Here is a 25630-nt window from a genome sequence, read left to right on the forward strand (position 1 = left end):
GCGTTGAATGACGTGAAAGAATGAGGGCGATTATCGCCGATGTATCGCCCGTGTGCGCCAGCGCGCGGAGCACGTGTGAAGGGTCTCATTGCGCAGCGGATTTGTGCCCCGTAATGAAACATTTCGAGAGCCATCACGGTAGAATAGCGACAACCTGTTCGATAAGCAATTGCGAACGATCTGGCAAGTAATCACACGAAGTTGCATATAAATCGTGTGTTTTGCGAGAAATTCCTCGATTTTATGAGCGAAGCGGATCGTTGGCGGCGAGTTTGGAAGGCTGGTTTCCGGGCATTGCAGCGTGCGTTGGGACGCCGCCCGGACAGCTTCATCGGTCTTATGCGGCTGCTTATCAAACAGGTTATGCAGGTTGCGGTATGTGCTGCCAATCGGCGCTGCCGCTATGAGCCCACTTGCATGATCGTGAATTCCATCCACCTTAGGGGCTTGTATGACTAACGAAGCTAACGTTGCAAAGGACCAGGCGTATGTAGTTCCGTTCGAGCAGTTGCGAATGACCGACGTCGACATTGTCGGCGGCAAGAATGCCTCACTCGGCGAGATGATCAGCCAGCTCGCCGAAGCCGGCGTGCAGGTGCCGACCGGTTTTGCGACCACGGCGCAGGCGTTTCGCGATTTCCTGCATCACAACAACCTGACTGAGCGCATCGCCAAGCGTCTGGAACTTTTTGACGTGGACGATGTGAAAGCCTTGGCCGAAGCCGGCAAGGAGATCCGTCAATGGATCGTCGACGCGCCGCTTCAGCCGCGCCTGGAAGAACTGATCCGCAAGGGCTTCGACACGCTTCAAGCAAGCTCGCCTGAAGAACTGTCGTTCGCCGTGCGTTCCTCGGCGACGGCTGAAGATTTGCCGGACGCATCGTTTGCGGGTCAGCAGGAAAGCTATCTGAATGTGGTCGGCATTGACGAAGTGCTCGATCGCATGAAGCACGTGTTCGCGTCGCTCTATAACGACCGGGCTATCTCGTACCGGGTGCACAAGGGCTTCACGCACGCTGAAGTGGCGTTGTCGGCGGGCGTGCAGCGCATGGTGCGCTCGGACGTGGGCGCGGCCGGCGTGATGTTTACGCTCGATACCGAATCGGGTTTCAAGGACGCGGTGTTCATCACGTCGAGCTACGGTCTGGGCGAAACGGTCGTGCAGGGCGCCGTGAATCCGGACGAGTTCTACGTCTTCAAGACCACGCTCGAACAGGGCAAATACCCGATCATTCGCCGTTCCATTGGCTCGAAACTCATCAAGATGGAATTCACGCAAGCCGGCGAAGCGGGCCGCGTGAAGACGGTCGATGTCTCGCACGAGCAGCGCAACCGCTTTTCCATCACCGACAATGACGTGATCCAGCTCGCGAAGTACGCGGTGATCATCGAAAAGCATTATCAGCGTCCGATGGACATCGAGTGGGGCAAGGACGGCCGCGACGGCAAGATCTTCATCCTGCAGGCGCGTCCTGAAACGGTGAAGAGCCAGAACGCCGGCAAGGCCGAAATGCGCTTCAAGTTGAAGGGCCAGTCGAACGTGCTCGCAACGGGCCGCGCGATTGGCCAGAAGATCGGCGCGGGTCCGGTGCGCGTGATTCACGATCCGTCGGAAATGGATCGCGTGCAGCCGGGTGACGTGCTGGTCGCCGACATGACCGACCCGAACTGGGAACCGGTGATGAAGCGTGCATCGGCAATCGTGACCAATCGCGGCGGGCGCACTTGCCACGCGGCCATTATCGCGCGTGAACTCGGCGTGCCGGCAGTCGTGGGTTGCGGCGACGCCACCGACCTGCTGAAAGAAGGGCAACTGGTGACGGTGTCGTGCGCGGAAGGCGACGAAGGCAAGATCTACGACGGCCTGCTCGAAACCGAAGTGACCGAAGTCCTGCGCGGCGAATTGCCGGAGATTCCGGTCAAGATCATGATGAACGTCGGCAATCCGCAACTGGCGTTCGACTTCTCGCATTTGCCGAACGCGGGCGTGGGTCTCGCGCGGCTCGAGTTCATCATCAACAACAACATTGGCGTGCATCCGAAGGCGATTCTCGAGTATCCGAACATCGATGCCGATTTGAAGAAAGCCGTGGAAAGCGTCGCGCGCGGTCATGCGTCGCCGCGTGCTTTTTACGTCGACAAGCTGACGGAAGGTATCGCGACGATCGCGGCGGCGTTCTATCCGAAGCCGGTGATCGTGCGTCTGTCGGACTTCAAGTCGAACGAGTACAAGAAGCTGATTGGCGGTTCGCGTTACGAGCCGGACGAAGAAAACCCGATGCTCGGCTTTCGCGGCGCGTCGCGTTATATCTCGGAGGACTTCGCTGAAGCCTTCCAGATGGAATGTATCGCGTTGAAGAAAGTGCGCGAAGAAATGGGCCTCGATAACGTCGAGATCATGGTGCCGTTCGTGCGGACCTTGAAGCAAGCCGAGAAGGTCGTTGGCCTGCTTGAGAAGTTTGGCCTCAAGCGCGGCGTGAACGGCTTGCGCCTGATCATGATGTGCGAGATTCCGTCGAACGCGATTCTTGCCGAAGAGTTTCTGGAATACTTCGACGGCTTCTCTATCGGATCGAACGACCTGACGCAGCTTACGCTGGGTCTGGACCGCGATTCGGGCATGGAATTGCTCGCGGTCGATTTCGACGAACGCGATCCGGCTGTGCAATTCATGCTGAAGCGCGCGATTGAAACCTGTTTGCGGCTGAACAAGTACGTGGGCATTTGCGGCCAGGGTCCTTCGGATCATCCGGACCTGGCCGAATGGCTGGCGAAGGAAGGCATCGCGTCGATGTCGCTTAATCCGGACACGATCATCGACACGTGGAAGACGCTTGCAGCCGCTTTGAACAAGTAGCGTCACAGCAGGTCACGCAGTGGCCAAGAAGGCGATGACCAAGCTTTCAAAACCGTAAGCGTGCTATAACACCCCGGACACCATCCGGGGTGTTTTTGTTTGGAGGTAGGCCATGGCTGCTAACGGATTTTTCTGGTGGATTGGCGCCGGCGCGCTCGTCTTGCTCGAATTGATGTCCGGCACGTTTTATCTGTTGATGATCGCGCTTGGATTTGTCGCGGGCGGCATCGCGCATTTGGTGGGAGCGGAACTTGAGATTGAATTGCTCGTGGCCGCATTGGTCGCGGTCATTGCGGGAGCGGTGTTGCGTCGGTCGAAACTCGGGCATACGGCGCGGCGCGATGCCTCGCATGACCCGGGCGTGAACCTGGACATAGGCGAGACGCTGAAGGTCAACGAATGGCATGAAGGCCGTGCGCGGGCGATGTATCGCGGCGCGGAATGGGATATAGAACTGGCGCCCGGCGAAACCGAAGGCGCGCAGCTTTACAGGATCACGGCGTTTTCCGGCAACACCTTGGTGGTGGCCGCGAAGCGCTAGGACGTTGGACCGGGGTTTGAGCTTCCGTTAGCGGAACACGCATTGTTAAGGAGTGGAGATGGACGTGACTATCATCGGGGCAATTTTGTTGATTATCGTTATTGCGATTGCCGCGCAGACGATCAAGATCGTGCCGCAGCAACACGCTTGGGTGCTTGAGCGGCTCGGGCGATATCACGCAACGCTGACACCGGGGATGACGATTGTGTTGCCGTTCATCGACCGGGTGGCGTACAAGCACGTGCTGAAAGAGATTCCGCTCGAAGTGCCGAGCCAGGTCTGTATCACGCGCGACAACACGCAGCTTCAGGTAGATGGCGTGCTGTATTTTCAAGTGACCGACGCGATGAAAGCGTCGTACGGCTCAAGCAACTTTATCTATGCAATCACGCAGTTGTCACAAACCACGTTGCGTTCGGTGATCGGCAAACTGGAACTCGACAAGACGTTTGAAGAGCGCGATTACATCAACCACAGTATTGTCACGTCGCTGGATCAGGCCGCCGCGAACTGGGGCGTGAAAGTACTGCGCTACGAGATCAAGGATTTGACGCCGCCAAAGGAAATCCTCCACGCAATGCAGGCGCAAATCACCGCCGAGCGTGAGAAGCGCGCGGTGATTGCTGCGTCCGAAGGTCGCAAGCAGGAGCAGATCAATATTGCGTGGGGCGCGCGCGAGGCGGCCATTCACAAGTCCGAAGGCGAGCGGCAGGCGCAGATCAACCAGGCCGAAGGCGAGGCGGCGGCCATTCTGGCGGTGGCCGCGGCGAATGCTCAGGCGATCGAGAAAATCGGCACGGCGATCCAGACGGCCGGTGGTATGGAAGCGGTGAACCTGAAAGTGGCCGAGCAATACGTTACGGCGTTCGGAAATATTGCGAAGCAGGGCAATACGCTGATCGTTCCGGGGAATTTGTCGGAGATGAGTTCGATGATTGCGTCCGCGCTGACAATCATCAAGGGCGACGCCGCCCCGGGCGGTGTAATCCGCAAGGGTTGACGCTGGATTGACTTGAAAGCGGGATAAATTCAAAAGGGCGTCGACTCAAGCAGTCGACGCCCTTTTTGTTTTGACATACTGATGGCGATTGACGGTCATTCGCACGGCGCTTAGTGCTTGGCGCCGCGCATGATCTGCGCTTTTTCGCGTTCCCAGTCGCGCTTTTTCTCGGTTTCGCGCTTGTCGTGCAGCTTCTTGCCCTTGGCCAGGCCGATCTCGCATTTCACGCGGCCGCCTTTGTAGTGGAAATTGAGCGGTACGAGCGTATGACCCTTTTGCTCGACTTTGCCGATGAGTTTCGAGATCTCTTCGCTATGCAGCAGCAGCTTGCGCGTGCGCACCGGATCCGGATGGATGTGGGTCGAGGCTTCCGGCAATGGGCTGATGTGCGCACCGATCAGGAACAGCTCGTTGTCACGAATGATGACGTAGCCTTCCTTGATCTGGCCGCGGCCGGCCCGCAGGGCCTTGACTTCCCACCCTTCCAGCACGAGCCCCGCCTCGTAGCGATCTTCGATGAAGTAATCGAAGAAGGCTTTTCTGTTGTCGATGATGCTCATGAATGAAAAGTGCCCAACTCGTTTAAAATCCTGATTTTAGCAGCGCGGGCGCGGTAAAGCCCGCAATGCTTCCCACTCTTGCCACGCGTTGCGCCCTTTATGGCAGATGTTCAGAAAACTGTATTGATCCGGCATTCTGCAGAGCAGATGTTCGACCTCGTCACCGATGTCCCCGATTATCCGAATTTCTTGCCCTGGTGCGGTGGCGTGGAAGTAGGCCACCACGACGAACACAGCATGGAAGCGAAGATTCACATCAATTTCAAGGGTATCAAGCAGCATTTCGCGACGCGTAACGTGCATACGCGCCCGACCAGTATCGATATGGAGTTCCTTGACGGTCCTTTCAAGAAGTTCACCGGCTACTGGCGATTCACGCCGTTGCGGGCGGACGCCTGCAAGATCGAGTTCGCGCTGCACTACGAGTTTTCGAACATCATTCTCGAGAAGATCATCGGGCCGGTTTTTAGTCATATTGCGCACACGTTCGTGGATTCGTTCGTGAAGCGCGCCGATCAGCGGTATGGGAAGTGATGACGCTCTCCATTGAGGTGTGTTACGCGTTGCCGGATGGCGAAGGGGCGGTTCGTGCGCTGTCTCTTGCCGAGGGCGCGACGGTCCAGCAGGCCATTGACGCAAGCGGGTTGCTCGCGATGTTTCCCGAGATCGATCTCGGAATGCAGAAAGTGGGCGTTTTCGGAAAGATCCAGCCGCTCGACGCAATGCTCGCCGATCACGACCGCGTGGAGATTTACCGGCCGTTGAAGGTCGATCCGAAAGTTGCGCGACAACGGCGGGTCGAAAAAACGCGGCGCGGCGGCTCGATTGAAGGGCGGCGGTGGACGCGCAAGGAAGCACGGTAAGCCGGCAACTTCGCATTTCTTTGCGTAGCGGCCGAGCGCGAGGCATTCCGCAAAACCGAACTTTGATCGAACTCGAGTCGAGCGAAAAACCGAAACAGCGAGGTTAAACCGAGGCCCACAAATTGCAAGACAAAGGGCAAACTCGACCTAAGCCGCTGTTCGGGCAGTGAAAATCCGGGGAACTATCGGTATAATTCGGTTTTGCGCCCATAGGATTTGCCATGCGTCTGATCCAGAAAGCACTCACGTTCGATGACGTGCTCCTCGTGCCCGCGTTTTCCAACGTTCTTCCGCGCGACACCAGCCTGAAAACCCGGGTTACCCGCAAGATTTCCCTGAATATGCCCCTGTTGTCCGCCGCCATGGACACGGTCACCGAAGGCCGCCTCGCCATCGCGATGGCCCAGCTTGGCGGCGTCGGCATCATTCACAAGAACCTCACCGCCGCAGAACAAGCCCGCGAAGTCGCCAAGGTAAAGCGCTTCGAATCGGGCGTCGTGCGCGATCCGATCACCGTTCCGCCGCAAATGAAAGTGCGCGACGTGATCGCGTTGACGCAACAGCACGGCATCTCCGGTTTTCCGGTTGTCGAAGGGCAGCAACTGATCGGTATCGTGACGAACCGCGATCTGCGCTTCGAGGAACGTCTCGACGACGAAGTGCGCAAGATCATGACGCCGCGCGAACGTCTGGTGACGGTCAAGGAAGGCACGCCGCTCGCGCAAGCGAAGGCGCTGATGCACAGTCACCGGCTGGAACGCGTACTGGTGGTCAACGACGCGTTCGAACTGCGTGGCTTGATGACGGTGAAGGACATCACCAAGCAGACCGAGCACCCGGACGCCTGCAAGGACGAACACGGCAAGCTGCGCGCTGGTGCGGCAGTCGGCGTAGGTCCCGAAAATGAAGAGCGCGTGGATTTGCTGTCGGCGGCGGGCGTGGACGTGATCGTCGTCGATACAGCCCACGGACACAGCCAGGGCGTGCTCGAACGCGTGCGCTGGGTGAAGCAGAACTATCCGCACATTGAAGTGATTGGCGGCAATATCGCTACGGCGGCAGCGGCCAAGGCGCTGGTGGAATACGGCGCGGACGGCGTGAAGGTCGGCATTGGCCCGGGTTCCATCTGCACCACACGGATCGTGGCGGGCGTTGGCGTGCCGCAGATCACGGCGGTGGCGAATGTCTCGGATGCGCTGCGCGGTTCGGGCGTGCCGGTGATTTCGGACGGCGGCGTGCGTTTTTCCGGCGATGTCAGCAAGGCGCTCGCGGCAGGCGCGGACGCGGTGATGATGGGCAGCATGCTGGCCGGCACGGAAGAATCCCCCGGCGACGTGTTCCTGTTCCAGGGGCGCCAGTACAAGGCGTATCGCGGCATGGGTTCGGTTGGCGCAATGAAGGACGGCGCGGCGGACCGGTATTTCCAGGACAACTCGGCGAACATCGACAAGCTGGTGCCGGAAGGGATCGAAGGGCGCGTGGCCTATAAGGGCTCGGTCAACGCCATTTTGTTCCAGGTGATCGGCGGCGTGCGAGCGAGCATGGGATATTGCGGTTGCCGCAATATCGGCGAAATGCACGACAAGGCCGAATTTGTCCAGATCACGGGTGCCGGCATGCGCGAGTCGCATGTGCACGACGTGCAGATCACGAAGGAAGCTCCCAACTACCACGTGGATTGATCATGAAACCGCTGCTGCGCGTTGTCCTTGTCATCAATGCACTGATTTTCCTCGCTTTCGGCGTGCTGTTTCTGCTGACGCCGTGGGCAGCGTTATGGGAGTCGATGCATCTCGTGAACGTGCAGCCGCCTCTGGTCGGCCAGTTGTTTGGCGTCGCGCTGCTCGGAATGTCGTGGCTTGGATTTCACGCGGCTATCGACGGCGCGCTTACCGCTACGACTGCAAAGGTTTCGGGCCATGTGGAGTGGTTGTCCGGCCTGATCCTCATTGTGTGGCTCGGGCTGCGCATGTCGGAAGTGACGGGCTTCGGCCAGTTGCTTGGAGCGTTGATAGGCGCGGCGTTGCTGATCCTGGGCCTTGGCAGCGTGCGGCTTTCCGGTGCCGTAAGACGGCGTGAGCGTGCCGCGATTGCCGGTGCGGCTGCCGCTGAACGGGCCGAGAAGCAGGCAGCGAAGACGCGGGCGGAGGAGCGTGCGGCGTCGCCCGTGGTTGTGCCTGTGCGGCCGCCCATGACGTCGGATCCTGTCGCGCCGGCAAATCCCCGGTGGGATGCGGAGCCGGTTGTAGGCGAACCGATTCCCCCGCTGTCATCCGCATCGCGGCCAGCGGCGCCCGCACCGGGTGCGACCGCGTTCGATCCAGCGACTGGACATGCCATCGATCCCATCACAGGCCGTCCGCGCGATCCGGCGACCGGCCGCGCATTCGAGCCCGTGAGCAGCGGGCATAAGATCGATCCCGAAACCGGCCGCGCGATTGACCCGGTGACCGGGCAAATCATCGATCCCGTGACGGGCGCGCGAACAGGGCCCGGTTACAGCGCCGATCCTGCTCGCCGCGATCCGCATTAAACGCTTTGAGCGGCAAATGCGCCGCTCGATCAAGTATCGGGGAACTGAGGGTGTGTTCCATCGATAAAACCTGTTTTGCCACGGTCGGCATCCTGCGCCGGCCGTTGATATTTCTGCGTGACGCGACGTGCGGGACCTCGGGCCCGCGGCTTCGCGTTTCTGTTTTGCCAACCGTTTCCGCTTACTCGCCTTCTGGCCGCTGCCATGCACGACAAGATCCTGATTCTCGATTTCGGCTCCCAAGTCACTCAATTGATCGCACGACGCATCCGCGAATCGCACGTGTATTCGGAGATTCATCCGTACGACGTCGACGAAGCGTTCATTCGCGACTTCGCGCCGAAGGGCATCATTTTGTCGGGCGGTCCGAACTCCGTCACCGAACTGGATTCGCCGCGTGCTCCGCAAGTCGTCTTCGATCTCGGCGTGCCGGTGCTCGGCATTTGCTACGGCATGCAGACGATGGCCGAACAACTCGGCGGCAAGGTCGAACTCGGTAACGTGCGCGAATTTGGCTATGCGGAAGTGTGCGCGCATAACCATACGAGTTTCCTGAACGGCATCGAAGACTTCCAGACGTCTGAAGGTCACGGCATGCTCAAGGTGTGGATGAGCCACGGTGACAAGGTGGCCGACATGCCGCTGGGTTTCAAGCTGATGGCGTCCACCCCAGCTTGTCCGATTGCGGCGATGGCCGACGACGAGCGTCATTTCTACGGCCTCCAGTGGCATCCGGAAGTCACGCACACGGTGCAGGGCCGCGCGATGCTCGACCGCTTCGTGCTTGAGCTGTGCGCGGCGCGCCCGGATTGGGAGATGGGTCATTACATCGATGAAGCCGTCGAGAAAATCCGCGCGCAAGTTGGCGATGAGCACGTCATTCTTGGGCTGTCGGGCGGCGTGGATTCGTCGGTGGCGGCGGCGCTTTTGCATCGCGCGATTGGTGCGCAACTTACCTGTGTGTTCGTTGATCACGGCTTGTTGCGATTGAACGAAGCCGAGCAGGTCATGACGACGTTCGCCGATCATTTGGGCGTGAAGGTGATCCACGTCGATGCCAGTGAAGTGTTCTTGTCGAAACTTGCTGGCGTGACGGACCCCGAGGCGAAGCGGAAGATTATTGGCGCTGAGTTTGTTGAAGTGTTCCAGACGGAAGCGAACAAGCTAAAGGACGCGAAGTGGCTCGCGCAAGGGACGATTTATCCGGACGTGATCGAGTCGGCGGGCAAGGGCAAAAAGGGTCATACGATCAAGAGCCATCACAATGTGGGCGGCTTGCCCGAAACGTTGAATCTCAAGTTGCTCGAGCCGTTGCGGGAGTTGTTCAAGGACGAAGTGCGGGAACTGGGTGTGAAGCTTGGGTTGCCGCCGGCGATGGTTTATCGGCATCCGTTCCCGGGCCCGGGGCTGGGCGTGCGCATTCTTGGCGAAGTAAAGCGCGAGTTCGCGGATTTGCTGCGTCACGCGGATGCGATTTTTATCGAGACGTTGAGGAATACGTTCGATAAGGAATCGGGCAAGTCTTGGTATGAGCTTACGAGTCAGGCTTTTGCGGTGTTTTTGCCGGTGAAAAGCGTGGGGGTGATGGGGGACGGGCGGACTTATGAGTATGTTGTTGCGTTAAGGGCCGTGCAGACGCTGGACTTTATGACGGCGCAATGGGCACATTTGCCGCATGAGCTGTTAGGGCATGTTTCTAACCGGATCATTAATGAGGTGCGCGGGATTAATCGCGTTGTTTATGATATTTCGGGGAAGCCGCCGGCTACGATTGAGTGGGAGTGAATTGACGTCCTTCGAGGACTATCGCCGGCTATCGAAAAACTGCCGTAACGTGTTGATTTTCAAGTAAATACGTCGCGGTATCTATCGGTGGCTATCGACGGCCAGCAAAATAAGTTGGCGGTAGAGCTGACGGTAAAAATCGAGGCCGGATTAAGACATTCTCGTTCACTATTCAGACTTTTACCGTCTTTGACGGTAAAAGTCTTCTCGGGAAAGCTTGTTTTACGCGGCTTTCCGGGCATCAACAGGTCTCCTGAAATCCGTTCAGCTTTTGATAAAAGTTAGTATGTCGAAGTACTTTGAGGCTAACGCTTTTAACGTGACAACGCCCCGTTCACCTTCGACGTTAATGTAGGTCTTATTCATTTGCCAACTTCGACTGACCTTTTTATTGCCCGGTCCGAATACCTTGCCGAGCGCAGGCAGCAGCTTGATAGTCCAGCCGTGCGCTGTCGAGTGATCGACTGACACTGCGGTTCAGACATTATTTCTTCCAGATGACGCCGACTCAACGGATACACCACGTGCCAACGCACGCACGGCAGCATTACATCAAGCGGTAATGCAGTCGTTGAGCGCCTTGTTCACGGTGCCGTTCGGCGCCTCGATCATTCGTGATCGTTCGTTTCAGGACCGATCACCATAGCAGATCGGTTTACTGCGACAAGACCGCCTTCGCTGCGTGCGGGCGACTCACGAGACTTTGCGCCCTGACTCTTGGCTATCTTGTCCTAGCCACCGCTTGGAAACCGCGAACTTGCGGCGTTCCTCTCGGATAAACCGGAAGTTGATAGAGATCAAAGACCGAGGTCTAGATTACCTTAGCGTATACGTTAAATACATGCTTCATGGTTGATTCTTAGTGATGGTCACAGGCGATTTCCAGGGGTGAGTCTGCGACTGGGCAACGCTCGTAGCTGTAATCAGAGGACCGATGCGGTAGAGAGTGGTCTAGATCTCGAAAGTGAACAAATCAGCCTTTTGATTGAGGATAAACAATGACGGACAGCACCGACGTAGCTGGACTTCCGCGCTCCTGGTTTCAACGCAGCGATGCCAAACAAGAGAGATTGAAAGCCGCGCGGCCCTTCAGAAGCGGCAAGATTCTCAACTCTGCGCGTCTGGTTGATGCTCTTCAGGCGATCATCAAACCGGGCGACCGCGTCGCTCTGGAAGGCGACAATCAGAAACAAGCGGACTTCCTCTCACGTTCCCTGGCAAAGGTCGATCCGGCGGCGATTCACGACGTGCACCTGCTCATTTCGACCATCAGTCGACCAGAACATCTGGATATCTTCGAGACAGGCATCGCCCGCAAGCTCGACTTTTCCTTTGCCGGACCGCAGAGTCTGCGGGTTGCCCAACTGCTCGAGGACGGCAAGCTGGAAGTCGGCGCCATCTACACGTACATCGAGCTGTATGCACGCATGTTCATTGACCTGACGCCGGATGTTGCGTTGGTCTGCGCCGTTCAGGCCGATCGCGAAGGCAACCTGTACACAGGCCCCAATACCGAGGACACGCCGACGATCGTCGAGGCAGCCGCTTTCCGGCACGGAGTCGTCATTGCGCAGGTCAATGAAATCGTCGACGTGCTGCCGCGCGTGGACATTCCGTCGTCGTGGGTGGACTTTATCGTCGAGGCAGACCGCCCGTTTGCGATCGAGCCGCTGTTCACACGCGATCCGCGACATATCACCGAGTTGCAGATCCTGATGGCCATGATGGTGATTCGCGGCATTTACGAGCGCCATAGCGTGACCGCGCTCAATCACGGCATCGGCTTCGACACGGCTGCAATCGAACTGCTCTTGCCCACCTACGGCGAGTCACTCGGCCTCAAAGGCAAGATCTGCCGGAATTGGGCGCTCAATCCCCATCCGACGTTGATCCCCGCGATCGAGAGCGGATGGGTGCAGAGCGTTCATTCGTTTGGCAGCGAGGTCGGCATGGAGGAGTACATCCGTGCCCGATCCGACGTCTACTTCGTCGGTCACGATGGCAGCCTGCGCTCGAATCGCGTGCTGTGCCAACTGGCCGGCCAATATGGTGTGGATCTTTTCATCGGATCGACCTTGCAGATGGATTCGGACGCCAACTCATCGACCGTCACCCTCGGCCGGCTGGCCGGGTTTGGCGGAGCGCCGAACATGGGGCATGACCCGCATGGCAGGCGGCATAGCAGCACGCCGTGGCTTGAGATGATCACCTCAAAGGCGCCTATTGTCAGGGGTCGCAAACTGGTCGTTCAGACCGTAGAGACGTTCAGGGAGGGCGGGGTTCCGTCATTCGTCGAACGGCTAGATGCAATTGAGGTCGGCAGGCATAGTGGAATGGCGGTCGCGCCGGTGATGATCTACGGTGACGACGTCACCCACGTCGTCACCGAGGAAGGCATTGCCTATTTGTACAAGGTTGAAGGGGAAGAAAGAAAGGCTGCCCTGGCAGCCGTCGCGGGTGTCACCGACATAGGGCGCCAGGCGGATCCGAAACGCACGGCTCGGTTGCGTGAGCGCGGCGTGGTTGCCTACCCGGAAGATCTCGGCGTGAAACGGACCGACGCCAAGCGCTCGCTGCTGGCGGCAAGAAGCATCGACGATCTGGTCGCATGGTCCGGCGGACTGTACGAGCCGCCGTCGAAATTCCGTAGCTGGTGAGCCGATGGAGTTCGCCACGCAACACGCCAGGTGCTTTGCCTTCGAAACCGGGCGACCTGCTCTTTCCGGCACCGCGCGAGCAAGTTGCCTTTTGCCTGAGGCCATGCCGTCGAAGACCCGCAGCGATGCGTCGGACTATCTCGCCCGCACCGCGGTGCGAGCACTGATCGATGAAGCAGAGCTGACACCCAAACCGGCTTTGGTGGACCGCAGGGGGAACGGTGCCCATGCGGATCTCGACCTCGCGCTGATGGTGCGCTCGGCCCGTTCGTTGCACCCTGGGTTTGCAGCGATGGCGACGGCGGCGGCCGCTGACGGCCCCACCCAGGTGTTGCGCGAAACGCTGGGTCGAATAGGCCGGGAAACAGAAAACGCAATGCTCGCCGTCACGCATGGCAGCAATACTCACCGAGGCGCGGTCTGGGTGCTCGGCTTGCTGGTGGCAGCCGCGGCCCGCGAACGCACGTGCTGCCCCCTCGAGGTGGCGGCGATCGCGGCAGACATTTCGCGCCATCGCGATCCGTTTGCAACGCTTTCTTTGTCCAACGGCTTGCGCGTCAAGCGCCGATATGGCGTTCGCGGGGCGCGTGGTGAGGCGGCAGACGGCTTTCCACACGTCGTGTCCCTTGCTCTTCCGATGCTAAGGCAGTCACGTTCGAGTGGCGACGACGAGGATGCGGCAAGGCTTGACGCGCTGCTGGCGATCATGTCGTCGCTTGACGATACCTGCCTGTTGCATCGAGGCGGCTACGAAGCGCTGTCCATCGCCAAGCGCGGCGCCGCCGAGGCGCTTGCTGCCGGAGGCGCGGGCACGCTGACGGGAAGGGTTCATCTCCACCGTCTCGACTGCGCATTGGTTGCCTGTAACGCATCTCCCGGTGGAGCGGCCGACCTGCTCGCCGCCACGCTTTTTTTGGACCGCATCGAGCGAGACGGCTCATTGTCGATATCGCCATCTTAAGGGGAACAGGTAATGGAAGTACTCAACTACGAATACCCGGCATCGAGGATAGTGAACCGCCGTGTCCATGTGGGTGTGGTGGGATCGGGCGATCTTGAAGTCCTTATCGAGCCGTTGGAAGGCAAGGTCGCGAAGATCGTGATCAACACCTGCGTAGATGGATTCGGATCGGTATGGAAAGCGGTGGTCGATCGGTTTTTTTCTCGCTTTGACGCTTGCGTGGCCATCGAGGTCAACGATTTCGGCGCGACACCTGGCGTCGTGCTATTGCGGCTTGAACAAGCCGTTGAGGAACTCGGACAATGAACGCATCAACGGATTGGAAACACTTCCTGGCTCGCAAAAGCTTTATCGAACTCAATGCGCGCGAACGTACAGTTGCTGTGCTCGATGCCGGTTCGTTTCGCGAGATCGTGGGCCCATTCGACCGGCTGAAGTCACCGTGGCTTCCCATGCAGGGCATCGTGGCGGAAGCCGACGACGGAGTTGTGATCGGTCGGGGAACGATTGACGGCGCCCCGGCTGTTGTCGCTGCTTTAGAGAGCGCTTTTCAAGGCGGCAGCATGGGCGAAGTGTCGGGTGCGAAGATAGCCGGCGCGCTCGAGCGGGCGCTCGTCGACAACCAGAGCGGCATTCCAACGCGCGCCGTCTTGCTACTCGAAACCGGCGGTGTTCGCTTGCAGGAAGCGAACCTTGGCCTTGCCGCGATCGCGGAGATTCACTCGGCCATCATCGCGTTGCGTGCCCACGTGCCTGTCGTGGGGGTTGTCGCGGGCATGGTGGGTTGCTTCGGCGGTATGTCGCTCGCGGCGGCGCTCTGCAGCTACCTGATCGTAACGCGCCAGGCCCGCGTCGGCATGAACGGTCCCGAGGTGATAGAGCAGGAAGCCGGTATCGCTGAAATCAATGCTGCCGACAAGGCGCTCATATGGAGTCTGATCGGAGGCGAGCAACGTTCGCGAGTAGGAATGGTCGACATGCTCGTGGAAGACGACGCGACGCAGATCGCGAATCACGTTCGCAAGGCTTTCCAGTGCGGCGTCCCCGGCAAATACCGCAGTGAAGATATCGACACTTATCTGCCGCGTATCAAGAACGTCGATACCGGCACGCAACTCACGGGCGCGCAACTGGCGACGCTTTGGGGCAAGGGAGATTCGAAATGAGCAACGAAGTGCCGATGCAGGATGCGTCTGCCGTCAGCCGTGGGCGAACATGGTTCGACGGGTTGACCGAACAGGCTCCGAAACGCCCCGGCGTGGCGGAATCCATATTGGTAGCGGACGCCACGCTGGGCAAGCACAACGCGCGCTTCATCGCGGTCGTGCCTGATCCGCAGAATCGTTTTCCCCGCGCGCGCCACGGCGAAGTGGGCCTCGAGCAAGGCTGGGCGCTTGCCCGGCAAGTACGCGAGACGATCGATGAAGCACAGGCAGCCGGGAGCGGCGACCATATTCCGATCATTGCGATCGTCGACGTGATCGGTCAGGCCTACGGACGTCGCGAAGAACTGATGGGCATTCACATCGCCTGCGCTGCAGCCGCCAATGCCTATGCAGACGCGCGCATGGCGGGCCACCCGGTCATTGCGCTCATCGTGGGGCACGCCATGTCGGGCGCCTTTCTCGCTCACGGCTATCAGGCCAACCGCATCATTGCTCTCGACGCGCCGGACGTGCTGGTTCATGCGATGGGGCAGGCGGCGGCGGCCCGCATCACGCGTCGTAGCGTGGAGGAGCTCGTGAAGCTGGGAGAACGCATCCCGCCGATGTCCTACGACATACGCAATTATCACAAGCTCGGGCTGCTCGATCGCCTGATCGAAAACGTCGACGCTGATGCTCCGGACGCTGCGGCGTTGGCCACAGTAAGACAGGTTCTGACCAATACGATCGAGTCAGTGCTGGCCGAGAGCACGCGCGATCTGTCTGCGCGTTACCGCTCCAAGGAGGCGCAGACGGCGCGTGCGGCTTCCATCGAAGTGCGAAAGCGTATCGCTGAACAGTGGTAGCGAGGACGTCCGCGTCAGCAAGGGCAAGAAGCACGCCGGGGATTCTTTTGGGGGCTGCAGGCCGCTCCTGCCCTTTGTGATGACCGGGACAAAAAAGTCCACACGAAAGAACCGAAAGTCCGATGGACCGCAGCGAGAATTGCATGCGCAGGCGCGGCGCGGTCCTGACAATGTCAAACCAACGGAAATCACGTGCTCAACCTTATCGTCACGGCATTGTTGCCGGTATTTCTAGTATTGGCATTAGGATATTTTGCCGGCAAACGCAAGCTGGTCGACAACCAGAACGTTTCGAGCCTGAATGTTCTTCTGATGCAGTTTGCGCTGCCGCTCACGCTATTCGTATCGATCGCGAAGACGCCGCAAACGGTGATTTTCCAGAACGGACCGCTTGCTCTGGTGCTTGCATTGGGTCTCGTCATCACCTACGCGGTCGTCGGCTGGACGCAGCGCAAGTTCTTCGGCCTGTCGCTGGGCGACGCGGCAGTCGAGACGCTCACTATCGCGTTTCCCAACTTCGCGTCGATTGGGCTTCCTTTGCTGCTACCTATCTTCGGCCCGCAGGCCGCACTTTCCGTGGCCATTGCAATCGCGGTAGGTTCAGTCACCATCTCGCCGATGACCCTGGCGCTTCTCGAACTCGACAAGGCCCGCAAGGCGGACACCGGTCATTCGGTGTCCGCCAGCCGCCAGTTTCTCATCGCGCTTGGACACTCGGTGCGAAAGCCGATTTTCGTCGGACCGATGCTCGGTCTGGTGGTCGCACTCATCGGGTTTCATCTTCCAGCGCTCGTTGCCACGGCACTGGGGCCGATCACCGCCGCGACCGCAGGCATTGGTCTATTCCTGACGGGTCTGATGCTGTCGGCACAAACGATCAAGATAACCGGTGACGTGGTGTTCGGCACGACCGTCAAGAACGTACTGCAACCGCTGCTCGTATTCGGTCTCGCGAAACTGCTAGGGCTCCCGCCGGCGATTGCGGCACAAGCCGCACTCCTCACGGCCATTCCAGCGGGCTTCTTCGGTTTGGTTTTTGGCGCCAGTAGTGGAACGAAGACCCCGGTTGCCGGCGCGACCCTGATTATCTCGTCGGTTTCAGGAATCGTCACGCTGGCGGTCGCCATCATGTTGCTCGCGCCAAAGTGAGGCGCCACGATCCTGTGCCGCGCCAGGTCGCGGCCATCAGGTGCATGGCATCGTCAAGGACAGACCATGAACATCGCATTTCTGTTTCCAGGCCAGGGAGCGCAGACCCCCGGCTTTCTGGCGCGTTTGCCGGCGCATCGCACCGTGACCGCCACGCTTGACGAGGCGAGCGATGTCCTCGCGCTCGACGCCCGCGGGTTGGATACTGAAGTGGCACTCGCTTCCACCGTCGCGGTGCAACTGTCAGCGCTCATTGCCGGGGTCGCGGTATCGAGGGCGCTGAACGAAGAAGGGGTAGAAGCGCAGGCGGTTGCCGGTTTGTCCAGCGGCGCCTACACGGCTGCGGTAGCCTGCGGTGCATTGGCATTCTCGACGGCGCTTTCGCTGATGAAGCTGCGTGCCGAGTTGATGCAAAGCGCTTATCCCCATGGCTTTGGCATGGCCGCACTCGTCGGCCTTGACGAAGCCCGTGTGGTCCGTTTGGTGAATGAACTTCATCGCGAAGATCGGCCACTGTATGTCGCCAATCTGAACGCGGAGAGGCAAATCGTGCTCGCAGGTAGCGACCAGGCGCTGGAGGTCGCCATCGAGGCTGCAAAGCGCGCCGGGGCGAGAAAGGCACAGAGGATGGCAGTCAGTGTCCCTTCGCACTGCGCGCTGATGAATGGCGTGGCCGCGAAGATGAGCGAGGCATTTGCGGGGGTGACTCTGATGCAACCCCGGATCCCCTATGTCGGCAATGTACGCGCGCGAGTCTTGCGCGACCCGCAAGACATTGCTCGCGATCTTGCAGGCAATGTTGCGCACACGGTGCGCTGGCACGACTCTATGACGATATTGTACGAGAGGGGAACACGTTATTTTGTCGAGTCTCCGCCGGGAAGCGTGCTGACCGGGCTCATTCACGAATCATTCGATGACGCGCAGGCTAGAAGCGTTGCCGATACTCCGATGGCGACCATTGCTTACCTGACCGGCCGCACCTGACTGGCTCGCGGGTTTGATCGAGTCTCACAAGAAACATGACGGTGAAGGCTAATTGCAAAGAAAACCTTTTACAGTGAATGCAGCCCTGACTTGGTCCGAGAGGTGTCAAAGTCCGGGCATTCGGCGGCGAAATTGCAATTCCAGCATGGAGATGTTTGATGAGTCATCCGCCACGCAAAAAGACATCGATTCCGGCGTTGCCTTTCTTTTGGCCAATAGTGGCTGCTTCCGCGATGTTTGAAGCAGGCGCAGCATTGACGGCGAGGAACCTTGCGTTTTTAGCCGAGGAAGAAAAGCTCCACTCGGGCCTTCAACCGTCGTTCGCAACAGCCAACCGGCCTCTATTGGATCTGCGAACGATGGTGCTACGCGATTACTCCAGTTTGGGTGCCCAGGGGCTGCCGACCATTGTGGATGCGCCTTACGCTGGCCATCGCGCAATGATCGCCGATTATCAGCCCGGTCAAAGCCTCATGGAGACGCTGCGCAATAACGGGATTTCGCGGCTCTACCTGACCGACTGGAAGTCCGCGACCGACGACATGAAAGATCTGGAGATCGACCAGTATCTGGCCGAACTCAATGTGTGCGTCGACGAGGTGGGCGGCAGGGTGAATCTCGTTGGCCTGTGCCAGGGCGGCTGGATGTCCGCGATGTATGCCGCACGCTTCCCGGAGAAAGTGGCCTGTCTCGTTTTGGCCGGTTCGCCCGTGGATACCGATGCAGGTGATGGTCCCATCAAGCGGATGGCTCATACCTATCCGGAATCGTTTTACGAGGAACTGGTCAAGCTTGGCGGCGGCCTGATGCGCGGTCGCTTTATGCTTCGTGGGTGGAAAAACATGCACCCGGAGCAGCACTACATCTCAGAACATGTCGATCTGTATGAGCACATTGATGATCCAGCGTACTTGAAGAAGGAAGAGGCGTTCGAAAGCTGGTACGAGAATCCGCTCGACCTTCCAGGGCGATGGTATTTGCAGGTCATCCGGCAGATTTTCAGGGAAAACCGGCTGGCGAAAGGTACGTTCGTAGCGCTGGGTCGCACGCTGAGCCTGAAAGCGATCACGTGTCCGGTCTACCTGCTCGCTGGAGAATCGGACGACATTACGACGCGGGAGCAGGTGTTAGATGCGACGAAGTATCTGGGTACGCCAGCCGAACACATCGTGCAGAAACTTGTGCCGGGCGGCCATATCGGTCTGTTCATGGGCTCGCGTACGCTGAAAGAGACTTGGCCCGGTATCGCTGCGTGGATTGCCGCGACCGTGTAAAGCGAGTCAATAACTGGAAGCATGCTTCCCGAGGGCTCAGGGCACGCGTGTTAGGTGCCTAAACTCGATTAACTCGATTCCGTCACGAATGGTGACAGCCTACATGATCGCACTTGCAAAGCTCGTAACGTTGTTCCTCCCCGGATCAGAGGCAGACTTCAGAGTTAAAAGCGTGCGCGGCTATTTTTGGCTTAGGACGCGTGCGGCCGACGTGCGCTACTCATATTGTCCAAGGACCGCGAGTTGGGATAAAACGCCGTCCCGAAAAAATTTCGTTGTGTGGAGACAATATGACTATCTATGTTGCAGACATCATGAATTCACCCGTCATCGGAATCGAGCCCAGCGCGGCAATCGTTGACGCCGCGAAGCTCATGCTTGGCAGCCGAATCAGCGGGTTACCCGTGGTTGATCGGGCAAAGGGACTGGTGGGCATAGTGACCGAAGGTGACTTCTTGCGCCGCAGTGAGCTGGGTACTGAGCGCCGCCGCCCGAGCGGGTTGGAGCTTTTCACCAGTCGGCCAAAAAAGCCGACGAGTACGCACGTGCCAGGGGGCGCAGGGTTGACGAAGTGATGACAACGGACGTCGTGACCATTTCGCCAGACGCTCCGCTTGACGAACTCGTCAGGCTCATGGCGTCGCACAAGGTTAAACGGGTGCTCGTTATCGAGAACGGCAAGCTGGTCGGGGTCGTTGCGCGGGCGGACCTGATGCGTGCGCTGCTGAAAGCGCTCCCAGACACGCAATCGGCGTCCACCAACGATGAAAAGATTCGCCAAGGGGTAATCGCCGGCTTAGCGAAGCAGCCCTGGTCCGGACTTGTCCGGGTCGATGTTCATCTTGGGATAGTGGACCTCAGCGGCATCATCTTCGATGAACATGCACGTGAAGCGGCGCGTGTGCTCGCCGAAAACGTCCCGGGCGTCAGGTTGGTGACCGACCAACTGGCCTGGGTTGAGCCGATCTCGGGTGTGTATCCTGCCGCTGCGCCGGCAACCGACATATAGCGACATCTGCAGACCGGGAAGTGCCCTGAGCGGATGAATTCAGGAAGGAAAGGGAAAGCGAATGGGCACGCTCATTCCATCCCGCGGGGAAAAGGGATGTCGATGTGAGCGGCGATAAAGAAATTTCGAAGGGATCATCGGCCGGGGCGACGACGTCGAACGGCGTTGGCCTGCCTGCAGGGCTGTCCAGCGCAGAGGCGGCGAGACAGCTGGCCGAAGCAGGGCCGAACGAAGTTGCAGCGGACAGGGAGCGCCCGGTCCTTCGCATATTGCGCCATTTCTGGTCGCCGGTCCCGTGGATGCTCGAGGCGACGATCGTCCTGCAAATCGTGGCGGGTGAGTGGCTGGAGGCGGCCATGGTCGTCACGCTGCTTCTGGTCAATGTTGCGATGGGCATCGTCCAGGAAGGGCGCGCGAACGCGACCCTTGCGCTTCTTCGCCAGCGTCTCGCACCGAGGGCACGCGCCCGACGCGACGGCACCTGGCAGGACATTGCTGCATCCGGTCTGGTCGTGGGCGACACCGTTCAGCTGACCCTCGGCGCGATTGTTCCAGCGGATATTCGCATTGTCTCAGGCTCGATGCTCCTTGATCAGTCGATGTTGACCGGGGAGTCGGCGGCCGTTGAACAGACGGCTGGAGCATTGGCCTATGCAGGCGCCCTGGTTAGACGCGGTGAAGCAGTGGGCGAAGTTGTGGCAACCGGCACACATACCTACTTTGGTCGCACAGCCGAACTGGTGCGTAGCGCGGACGTCGAAAGTAGTGAGCAGAGGGCCGTGCTGAGCGTGGTCAAGGCACTGACTGCGGTGAACATGACGATCGTCGTGGCGATGGTCATTTATGCACACGCTATTGGCATGACGGTGACGCAGATTATTCCGCTCGTGCTGGCCGCATTGCTTTCCGCGGTTCCGGTTGCCATGCCGGCTGTCTTTACGCTGTCGGCGACTCTGGGTGCTCGACGTCTTGCGCAGGAGGGTGTGCTGCTGGCCCGGCTTCCGGCCCTGCAGGAGGCGGCGATGATCGACGTGCTTTGCGTCGACAAGACTGGCACGTTGACGGAAAACAGTCTCGGGGTGGGCGAGGTAGTACCCCTGGTCGAACGGATGACTGCCGCCGAAGTGTTGTCCCACGCAGCAGCGGCCAGTTCCAGTGACGGGCAGGACCCGGTCGATGTTGCCATCCGTGCGGCCGCCTCGTCGAAGGATATGCCTGCGCTAGCGGTCCTGCGATTTGTGCCATTCGATCCTGCCGCCAAGATGTCCGAAGCGCGAATCGCGGGATCCAATGGGCAGGAGGTGCGTATTGCGAAGGGCTCTCCCTTTGCCATCTCCGCACTCGCACCGATGCTGGCGAAGGGCGATGCAGCACTGTCGCGTCTGAGCGCGGCTGGTTATCGGGTGCTGGCCGTCAGTGCCGGTGAACCCGGAGCTATGGCGGTCATCGGCCTCATCGGGCTAAGCGATCCACCGCGCAAGGACTCGGCGCCTTTGTTGGCCCAGTTGAAAGCGCTCGGCATCGTGCCGGTCATGGCCACGGGTGATACAACGCTTACGGCTGAAACCGTGGCTAGGCAGATCGGTCTGGATGGACCGGTGTGCCCCGCGGGCAAGATCCCGGAGAAAGTTGGCCCGCACGACTATGCGGTGTATGCCGGGGTCTTTCCCGAAGACAAGTTTGGCTTAGTTCGGGCTTTTCAAGGGGAGGGACACGCGGTCGGTATGTGTGGGGACGGCGCAAACGACGCGCCCGCACTGCGTCAAGCCCAGATGGGCATTGCAGTGTCCACGGCGACCGACGTTGCAAAGTCCGCCGCCGGACTTGTGTTGACCCAGCCTGGCTTGCGCGGCATCGTCGCCTGTATCGAGGAGGGCCGGGCCGCTTTTCGGCGAGTTTTCACGTTCACGTTGAGCACGATGGTAAACAAGGCCGTGACCTTGATTGTGATGGGAGGAGGACTAGTAATGACCGGGCATGCAGTGATGACGCCCCTGTTGCAGGTCCTGTGGATGCTGACAAGTGACGTCGCCATGATGGCCCGCGCAGGCGACAGGGCAAAACCCACACCGTACCCGAACGCGTGGCGCATCCGGGAGCTGACCCTGGCGGCAATACCGCTGGGAATGGTTAAGCTGGCGTATGTGATGGGGGTTTTGGCGGTTGGCTGGTTCTGGCTCAGGTTGGACACGGAGACGATGCGCACGCTGACCTTTCTGACCTTGGTGCTGGCCGGCCAAACGACGGGTCTCGTTTTGCGCGAGCGTAACCATGTCTGGTACTCACGTCCGGCGCCTGTGATGCTCTGGGCGATTTTCGCAGCGGCTGCACTCGCCTCAGTGTTCGCTTGGCTAGGATGGTTTATGGCGGCGCTGCCGGGCTGGCTCTTGATAACAATCTATGGGACCAATCTTTTGTTCTGTCTATTCTTGGACGCAGTAAAGGTGGTCTTGATGAGCCGGTTGCCTTTGGATCGACGGCCTGGGGTCTTGTCCGAACCAGACTTGGCAGCGACGGCGCCGGCCGTTTGAGAATAGTTCAAAAGGCCAATTAACGTGCCCTCGCTGGACCACGCGCTGTACGATGCCGAGCTGCTCGGCCTTGAACGCGTCGACGGTTCGCGCGGCAAACAAGATGTCCTTTGGCGCGAGCCGCTCACACCAAACCGCTCAACGTCACCGGTCCACCGCTGTCAGGGTACGCTCCCAACGTCATTTCAGGGAAGCCGAAACGCGCGTCGCCATCCGACTCAAGCGTCGTCCGCGCGGCGCCAATGAGCTGGCTCCGCCGACCCAGCATTGAAATGGATCACTTTTCGTGTTGTCCGCTGGCACTTCAGCTTAGAGGGGCTAGATGGTACTAGTAAAGTACCTCTGAGAAAAATTCATCGCGCAATGTCGGCGAGCGAGGCAAAAGCTGAAAATTAGTTCTGGTTTTAGAGACGCCTCATCGGCGAGGCAACGTCGGCGCCATGCGCACGACTGCCTCGGAGATTCATAGCAAGCAGCTACTTGTTCGACGCGTTCATGGATGACCGGAACCGGCTTCGGTATTCTGCCGGATTGATCCGAAGGCGACGGAAGAAGCTGCGCCGCAACGCATCGGTACCATCGAATCCGCACCTGCGCGCAATCTCGGCGATGGCCAGGTCAGTAGTCTCGAGATGCTGGCGAGCCGAATCGATGCGGGCGTCGTTCAGATACGCCATCAAGCTGATTCCGCATTCCTTCACGAAGATCCGCGAGAGATTTCGAGGACTCATGTGCAGACGTTCTGCAATCGATGTCAGCGTATGCCGCGTGCCGAGGTTGTCCAGCATGAAATGTTGAATCGACTGCACCTGCGAATCGGTTGTGGCCTGCGTTTCCAGCAGCGGACTAAATTGCGATTGTCCACCGGCGCGCCGGACATAGACGATCAGATATTTGGCGACATCGACCGACATTTTCTTGCCAAAGTCCTCTTCGATCATCACCAACGCCAGGTCTATACCCGCGGTTACGCCCGCTGTCGTGTAGATGCGGTCGTCCTTCAATGAGCTGCATGCCGAGCGAAGCCACGCGAAAATTCCACAGGAGCGCAGCGGGGAAGGTTTTCGGCACTTCGTCGATGGCCGGCAAGCCCGCCATCACGGCCGCAATGATGGCCACGAACACACCTGCGCTCAACACGGACGCGTTCCACGCGCCCCACTGCGCGACCCGTGCGCCACGAATCCTGATCGAGAACACCATGGCCGAGATGGAAATCGCGATCATCAGGAAATAGAGCGCCGTCCGATAGCCAATAGTCTCGGGATCGCCAACAGACGGAGGGTTCGCCGGATATTTGAGCGCGGGGACCAACACCAGCGCGACAAACGCCGCCGCGGCGAGCCATACCGACAACTCTCGCGCAGGTATCTTGCCGGCACGGCCATTCGCAAAGGCGAACACCAGCGAGAAGAGGCCGCCAACCGCTGTCCCATAGACGATCGCACCGGTCAGCAGACCCGCGCCGGCCTGCGTGTGGCGGCTTACGATTTCCGGTTCCGGGGGCTTCCCCTTTCGCGGCATCGGCCTGTTGTTCGAATGCAATTGCGCGGTCTACTTGCGGCTCGCCCACGACCTTCGCAAACCCGAACATGACCAAGCCCGCGACCAGCCCCGCCAGCATGCCCCGCACCAATAGTTTACCGACCATGGCGGACTCCGCTTTAATGTTGAAAAGGAGTCTGCTGCGTTCAGCCACATGGGTGTTCCGGGCTATTCGACCTCCCCTGTAATCGTCCAATGGATCGCTGATCTTAAGGCGGTTTATGGGTAATGCGATGTGCTTGCAGTTACCGTTTTACGGACATCCGTGGAAGAGCGGCGGACCGGACTGACTGTTGCTCAAGCGCAGCGGCTTTCGGGCCTTTTTTGCCTTCGCCTTTGCGCGCGAGGGAGCGTTGGCTAACATTTTTTGGCAAGTGTTCAGGATTACCAAGGAGCTCGACCAGCCGTGTCTCGCATTCGGAAAACGCGTACCCGCGCCGCTGCGAGACCATGAAAGTGAGGGCGCGCATGTGCCATGCGCGCCGTGTGAGTTCGACAAGTGCTCCACTCACCAGGTCTTCGGCAACCATATGATGCGGCATGTGCCCCCAGCACAAGCTTCCTCTCAGCAGATCGTGCTTTGCGCCGAGGTCATTCACCCACCACTGGCGTTCGCTGGCGACTCCCTGTTGCGTCTTTTCCGCATTGGGCTGATTATCGGTTACGACAAGCTGGATGTGCCGGGCAAATTCCTCCCGCGGGATCGGCGCCGCGATTGCGGCCAGCGGATGCGATGGCGCACAGACCGTCACCATGTTCGCTTCGCTTAAATGCTGCCTTTCTATGGTATTCGGGCTCAGCTCCGGCACGTCCGTGATCGTCACCGCCAACGCGCATGTGCCTTCAAGAACCAAACGCTCGCCGCCCTGCATGGTCGTCATGCGCAGATTGATTGCAACCGTTGGAAAGTCCGCCTGCAGGGTGCGCAGGCAGTCGATCAGGTGCGCACGCGGGAAATAGGTATCCACGGCAATCGAGACCTGTGGGACCCCGGCTTCAGCAATCGAAACCGCGCGCATCTTCATTTCCTCGGTGCGTGAAATCACCCCGCGAGCATCAGGCAAGAGGCTGCGGCCCGCGGCCGTAAGCGTCGCTTTGCGGGTGTTACGTTCGAACAGCAGCACGTCAAAGGCACTTTCGAGCGCGTTGATCGCGTGACTGATCGCCGACTGTGCACGCCTCAGCTCCCGTGCAGCCCCGGAAAAGCTTCCTTGGTCACACACGGCAACGAAGGCCCGAAGTTGATTGATCGTGACGTTGTCGAGCATAGGTATCTAAAAAGTAGATGGGATTTATAGATATTCAGTCAGTTGGCTTCATGAATCAAGTGTCTCAAAATCGTGTTTCCCGCTTTTTGATTCGAAGGA

Annotated in this window: 22 protein-coding genes and 2 pseudogenes; 19 read left to right on the forward strand and 5 right to left on the reverse strand. The window is 59.3% G+C overall.

The genetic code is table 11. The features are described 5' to 3' along the window. Window positions 1-451: 451 nt before the first annotated feature. From ppsA to ACRWA7_RS22620, 3 genes are all read left to right on the forward strand, one after another. Window positions 452-2857 (forward strand): phosphoenolpyruvate synthase, encoded by a 2406-nt coding sequence (ppsA, locus tag ACRWA7_RS22610; protein WP_438396191.1) that lies wholly within the window; start codon window positions 452-454, stop codon window positions 2855-2857. Between the two features lie 112 nt (window positions 2858-2969). Continuing rightward, window positions 2970-3398, forward strand: a complete 429-nt coding sequence (locus ACRWA7_RS22615; RefSeq protein WP_438396194.1) for an NfeD family protein — start codon at window positions 2970-2972, stop codon at window positions 3396-3398. A gap of 58 nt (window positions 3399-3456) precedes the next feature. Further along, on the forward strand, window positions 3457-4398 hold the full coding sequence (locus ACRWA7_RS22620) for an SPFH domain-containing protein (protein WP_060816772.1): 942 nt from the start codon (window positions 3457-3459) through the stop codon (window positions 4396-4398). 110 nt (window positions 4399-4508) lie between these two features. On the opposite strand, the gene smpB is transcribed toward ACRWA7_RS22620, so the two are convergent. Further along, complete coding sequence (gene smpB, locus ACRWA7_RS22625; protein WP_056352727.1) at window positions 4509-4958, reverse strand: SsrA-binding protein SmpB; 450 nt, start codon at window positions 4956-4958, stop codon at window positions 4509-4511. A gap of 99 nt (window positions 4959-5057) precedes the next feature. On the opposite strand from smpB, the gene ACRWA7_RS22630 reads away from it, so the two are divergent. The 5 genes from ACRWA7_RS22630 (at window position 5058) to guaA (ending at window position 10139) form a co-directional block, all read left to right on the forward strand. Then, window positions 5058-5492 carry a type II toxin-antitoxin system RatA family toxin gene (locus tag ACRWA7_RS22630; RefSeq protein WP_060816771.1) on the forward strand — a complete coding sequence of 145 codons (435 nt, stop codon included), beginning with the start codon at window positions 5058-5060 and terminating at the stop codon, window positions 5490-5492. Then, on the forward strand, window positions 5492-5821 hold the full coding sequence (locus ACRWA7_RS22635) for an RnfH family protein (protein ID WP_438396197.1): 330 nt from the start codon (window positions 5492-5494) through the stop codon (window positions 5819-5821). Before ACRWA7_RS22630 ends, ACRWA7_RS22635 begins: the two co-directional genes overlap by 1 nt. 221 nt (window positions 5822-6042) lie before the next feature. Next, window positions 6043-7503 carry an IMP dehydrogenase gene (gene guaB / locus ACRWA7_RS22640; RefSeq protein ID WP_438396198.1) on the forward strand — a complete coding sequence of 487 codons (1461 nt, stop codon included), beginning with the start codon at window positions 6043-6045 and terminating at the stop codon, window positions 7501-7503. Window positions 7504-7505: 2 nt separating this feature from the next. Beyond that, window positions 7506-8354 (forward strand): hypothetical protein, encoded by an 849-nt coding sequence (locus ACRWA7_RS22645; RefSeq protein ID WP_438396201.1) that lies wholly within the window; start codon window positions 7506-7508, stop codon window positions 8352-8354. A 204-nt stretch (window positions 8355-8558) separates the two neighbouring features. Next, a complete protein-coding gene (guaA, locus tag ACRWA7_RS22650) occupies window positions 8559-10139 on the forward strand; it encodes a glutamine-hydrolyzing GMP synthase (protein WP_438396203.1) in 1581 nt (526 codons plus the stop codon). A gap of 333 nt (window positions 10140-10472) precedes the next feature. Here the strand turns inward: guaA and ACRWA7_RS22655 are convergent. Then, window positions 10473-10687, reverse strand: a pseudogene (locus ACRWA7_RS22655) (IS6 family transposase); the annotation flags it as partial. Between the two features lie 450 nt (window positions 10688-11137). Here ACRWA7_RS22655 and mdcA point away from each other — a divergent pair. The 11 genes from mdcA (at window position 11138) to ACRWA7_RS22710 (ending at window position 22718) form a co-directional block, all read left to right on the forward strand. Beyond that, window positions 11138-12796, forward strand: a complete 1659-nt coding sequence (mdcA, locus tag ACRWA7_RS22660; protein WP_438396204.1) for a malonate decarboxylase subunit alpha — start codon at window positions 11138-11140, stop codon at window positions 12794-12796. 4 nt (window positions 12797-12800) lie between these two features. Continuing rightward, complete coding sequence (locus tag ACRWA7_RS22665; protein WP_438396206.1) at window positions 12801-13757, forward strand: triphosphoribosyl-dephospho-CoA synthase; 957 nt, start codon at window positions 12801-12803, stop codon at window positions 13755-13757. A 12-nt stretch (window positions 13758-13769) separates the two neighbouring features. After that, window positions 13770-14063 (forward strand): malonate decarboxylase subunit delta, encoded by a 294-nt coding sequence (locus ACRWA7_RS22670; RefSeq protein ID WP_438396207.1) that lies wholly within the window; start codon window positions 13770-13772, stop codon window positions 14061-14063. Next, complete coding sequence (locus ACRWA7_RS22675; protein ID WP_438396209.1) at window positions 14060-14923, forward strand: biotin-independent malonate decarboxylase subunit beta; 864 nt, start codon at window positions 14060-14062, stop codon at window positions 14921-14923. The genes ACRWA7_RS22670 and ACRWA7_RS22675 overlap by 4 nt, the downstream gene beginning before the upstream one ends. Window positions 14924-14937: 14 nt before the next feature. After that, complete coding sequence (mdcE, locus tag ACRWA7_RS22680) at window positions 14938-15768, forward strand: biotin-independent malonate decarboxylase subunit gamma (RefSeq protein WP_438396750.1); 831 nt, start codon at window positions 14938-14940, stop codon at window positions 15766-15768. Window positions 15769-15960: 192 nt separating this feature from the next. Further along, window positions 15961-16917 (forward strand): AEC family transporter, encoded by a 957-nt coding sequence (locus ACRWA7_RS22685; protein ID WP_060816672.1) that lies wholly within the window; start codon window positions 15961-15963, stop codon window positions 16915-16917. Window positions 16918-16983: 66 nt separating this feature from the next. Beyond that, window positions 16984-17904 carry a malonate decarboxylase subunit epsilon gene (gene mdcH / locus ACRWA7_RS22690; protein ID WP_438396210.1) on the forward strand — a complete coding sequence of 307 codons (921 nt, stop codon included), beginning with the start codon at window positions 16984-16986 and terminating at the stop codon, window positions 17902-17904. Between the two features lie 158 nt (window positions 17905-18062). Further along, a complete protein-coding gene (locus ACRWA7_RS22695) occupies window positions 18063-19178 on the forward strand; it encodes an alpha/beta fold hydrolase (RefSeq protein ID WP_438396211.1) in 1116 nt (371 codons plus the stop codon). 290 nt (window positions 19179-19468) lie between these two features. Beyond that, window positions 19469-19753, forward strand: coding sequence for a CBS domain-containing protein (locus ACRWA7_RS22700; protein ID WP_438396213.1), 285 nt, complete (start codon window positions 19469-19471; stop codon window positions 19751-19753). Beyond that, window positions 19753-20187 (forward strand): CBS domain-containing protein, encoded by a 435-nt coding sequence (locus ACRWA7_RS22705; protein WP_438396216.1) that lies wholly within the window; start codon window positions 19753-19755, stop codon window positions 20185-20187. The genes ACRWA7_RS22700 and ACRWA7_RS22705 overlap by 1 nt, the downstream gene beginning before the upstream one ends. A gap of 104 nt (window positions 20188-20291) precedes the next feature. Further along, entirely contained in the window at window positions 20292-22718 is a 2427-nt protein-coding gene (locus ACRWA7_RS22710) for an HAD-IC family P-type ATPase (RefSeq protein ID WP_438396218.1), read from the forward strand. Between the two features lie 476 nt (window positions 22719-23194). On the opposite strand, the gene ACRWA7_RS22715 is transcribed toward ACRWA7_RS22710, so the two are convergent. The 3 genes and pseudogenes from ACRWA7_RS22715 to ACRWA7_RS22725 all read right to left on the reverse strand — a co-directional run bounded on the left by ACRWA7_RS22715 (window position 23195) and on the right by ACRWA7_RS22725 (window position 25531). Further along, entirely contained in the window at window positions 23195-23527 is a 333-nt protein-coding gene (locus ACRWA7_RS22715; protein WP_438396751.1) for a helix-turn-helix domain-containing protein, read from the reverse strand. A gap of 253 nt (window positions 23528-23780) precedes the next feature. Continuing rightward, window positions 23781-24369, reverse strand: a pseudogene (locus tag ACRWA7_RS22720) (CbtA family protein); the annotation flags it as partial. Between the two features lie 139 nt (window positions 24370-24508). Then, window positions 24509-25531 carry a LysR family transcriptional regulator gene (locus ACRWA7_RS22725; RefSeq protein ID WP_438396220.1) on the reverse strand — a complete coding sequence of 341 codons (1023 nt, stop codon included), beginning with the start codon at window positions 25529-25531 and terminating at the stop codon, window positions 24509-24511. Between the last annotated feature and the right edge of the window lie 99 nt (window positions 25532-25630).

The organism is Caballeronia sp. DA-9 (genome assembly GCF_051615025.1).
GTDB classification, from domain to species: domain Bacteria; phylum Pseudomonadota; class Gammaproteobacteria; order Burkholderiales; family Burkholderiaceae; genus Caballeronia; species Caballeronia sordidicola.

Coding starts and splice junctions, on each gene's coding strand:
- ppsA (WP_438396191.1), top strand. CDS start 452: ATGACTAACGAAGCTAACGTTGCAAAGGACCAGGCGTATGTAGTTCCG.
- ACRWA7_RS22615 (WP_438396194.1), top strand. CDS start 2,970: ATGGCTGCTAACGGATTTTTCTGGTGGATTGGCGCCGGCGCGCTCGTC.
- ACRWA7_RS22620 (WP_060816772.1), top strand. CDS start 3,457: ATGGACGTGACTATCATCGGGGCAATTTTGTTGATTATCGTTATTGCG.
- smpB (WP_056352727.1), bottom strand. CDS start 4,958: ATGAGCATCATCGACAACAGAAAAGCCTTCTTCGATTACTTCATCGAA.
- ACRWA7_RS22630 (WP_060816771.1), top strand. CDS start 5,058: ATGGCAGATGTTCAGAAAACTGTATTGATCCGGCATTCTGCAGAGCAG.
- ACRWA7_RS22635 (WP_438396197.1), top strand. CDS start 5,492: ATGACGCTCTCCATTGAGGTGTGTTACGCGTTGCCGGATGGCGAAGGG.
- guaB (WP_438396198.1), top strand. CDS start 6,043: ATGCGTCTGATCCAGAAAGCACTCACGTTCGATGACGTGCTCCTCGTG.
- ACRWA7_RS22645 (WP_438396201.1), top strand. CDS start 7,506: ATGAAACCGCTGCTGCGCGTTGTCCTTGTCATCAATGCACTGATTTTC.
- guaA (WP_438396203.1), top strand. CDS start 8,559: ATGCACGACAAGATCCTGATTCTCGATTTCGGCTCCCAAGTCACTCAA.
- mdcA (WP_438396204.1), top strand. CDS start 11,138: ATGACGGACAGCACCGACGTAGCTGGACTTCCGCGCTCCTGGTTTCAA.
- ACRWA7_RS22665 (WP_438396206.1), top strand. CDS start 12,801: ATGGAGTTCGCCACGCAACACGCCAGGTGCTTTGCCTTCGAAACCGGG.
- ACRWA7_RS22670 (WP_438396207.1), top strand. CDS start 13,770: ATGGAAGTACTCAACTACGAATACCCGGCATCGAGGATAGTGAACCGC.
- ACRWA7_RS22675 (WP_438396209.1), top strand. CDS start 14,060: ATGAACGCATCAACGGATTGGAAACACTTCCTGGCTCGCAAAAGCTTT.
- mdcE (WP_438396750.1), top strand. CDS start 14,938: ATGCAGGATGCGTCTGCCGTCAGCCGTGGGCGAACATGGTTCGACGGG.
- mdcH (WP_438396210.1), top strand. CDS start 16,984: ATGAACATCGCATTTCTGTTTCCAGGCCAGGGAGCGCAGACCCCCGGC.
- ACRWA7_RS22695 (WP_438396211.1), top strand. CDS start 18,063: ATGAGTCATCCGCCACGCAAAAAGACATCGATTCCGGCGTTGCCTTTC.
- ACRWA7_RS22700 (WP_438396213.1), top strand. CDS start 19,469: ATGACTATCTATGTTGCAGACATCATGAATTCACCCGTCATCGGAATC.
- ACRWA7_RS22705 (WP_438396216.1), top strand. CDS start 19,753: ATGACAACGGACGTCGTGACCATTTCGCCAGACGCTCCGCTTGACGAA.
- ACRWA7_RS22725 (WP_438396220.1), bottom strand. CDS start 25,531: ATGCTCGACAACGTCACGATCAATCAACTTCGGGCCTTCGTTGCCGTG.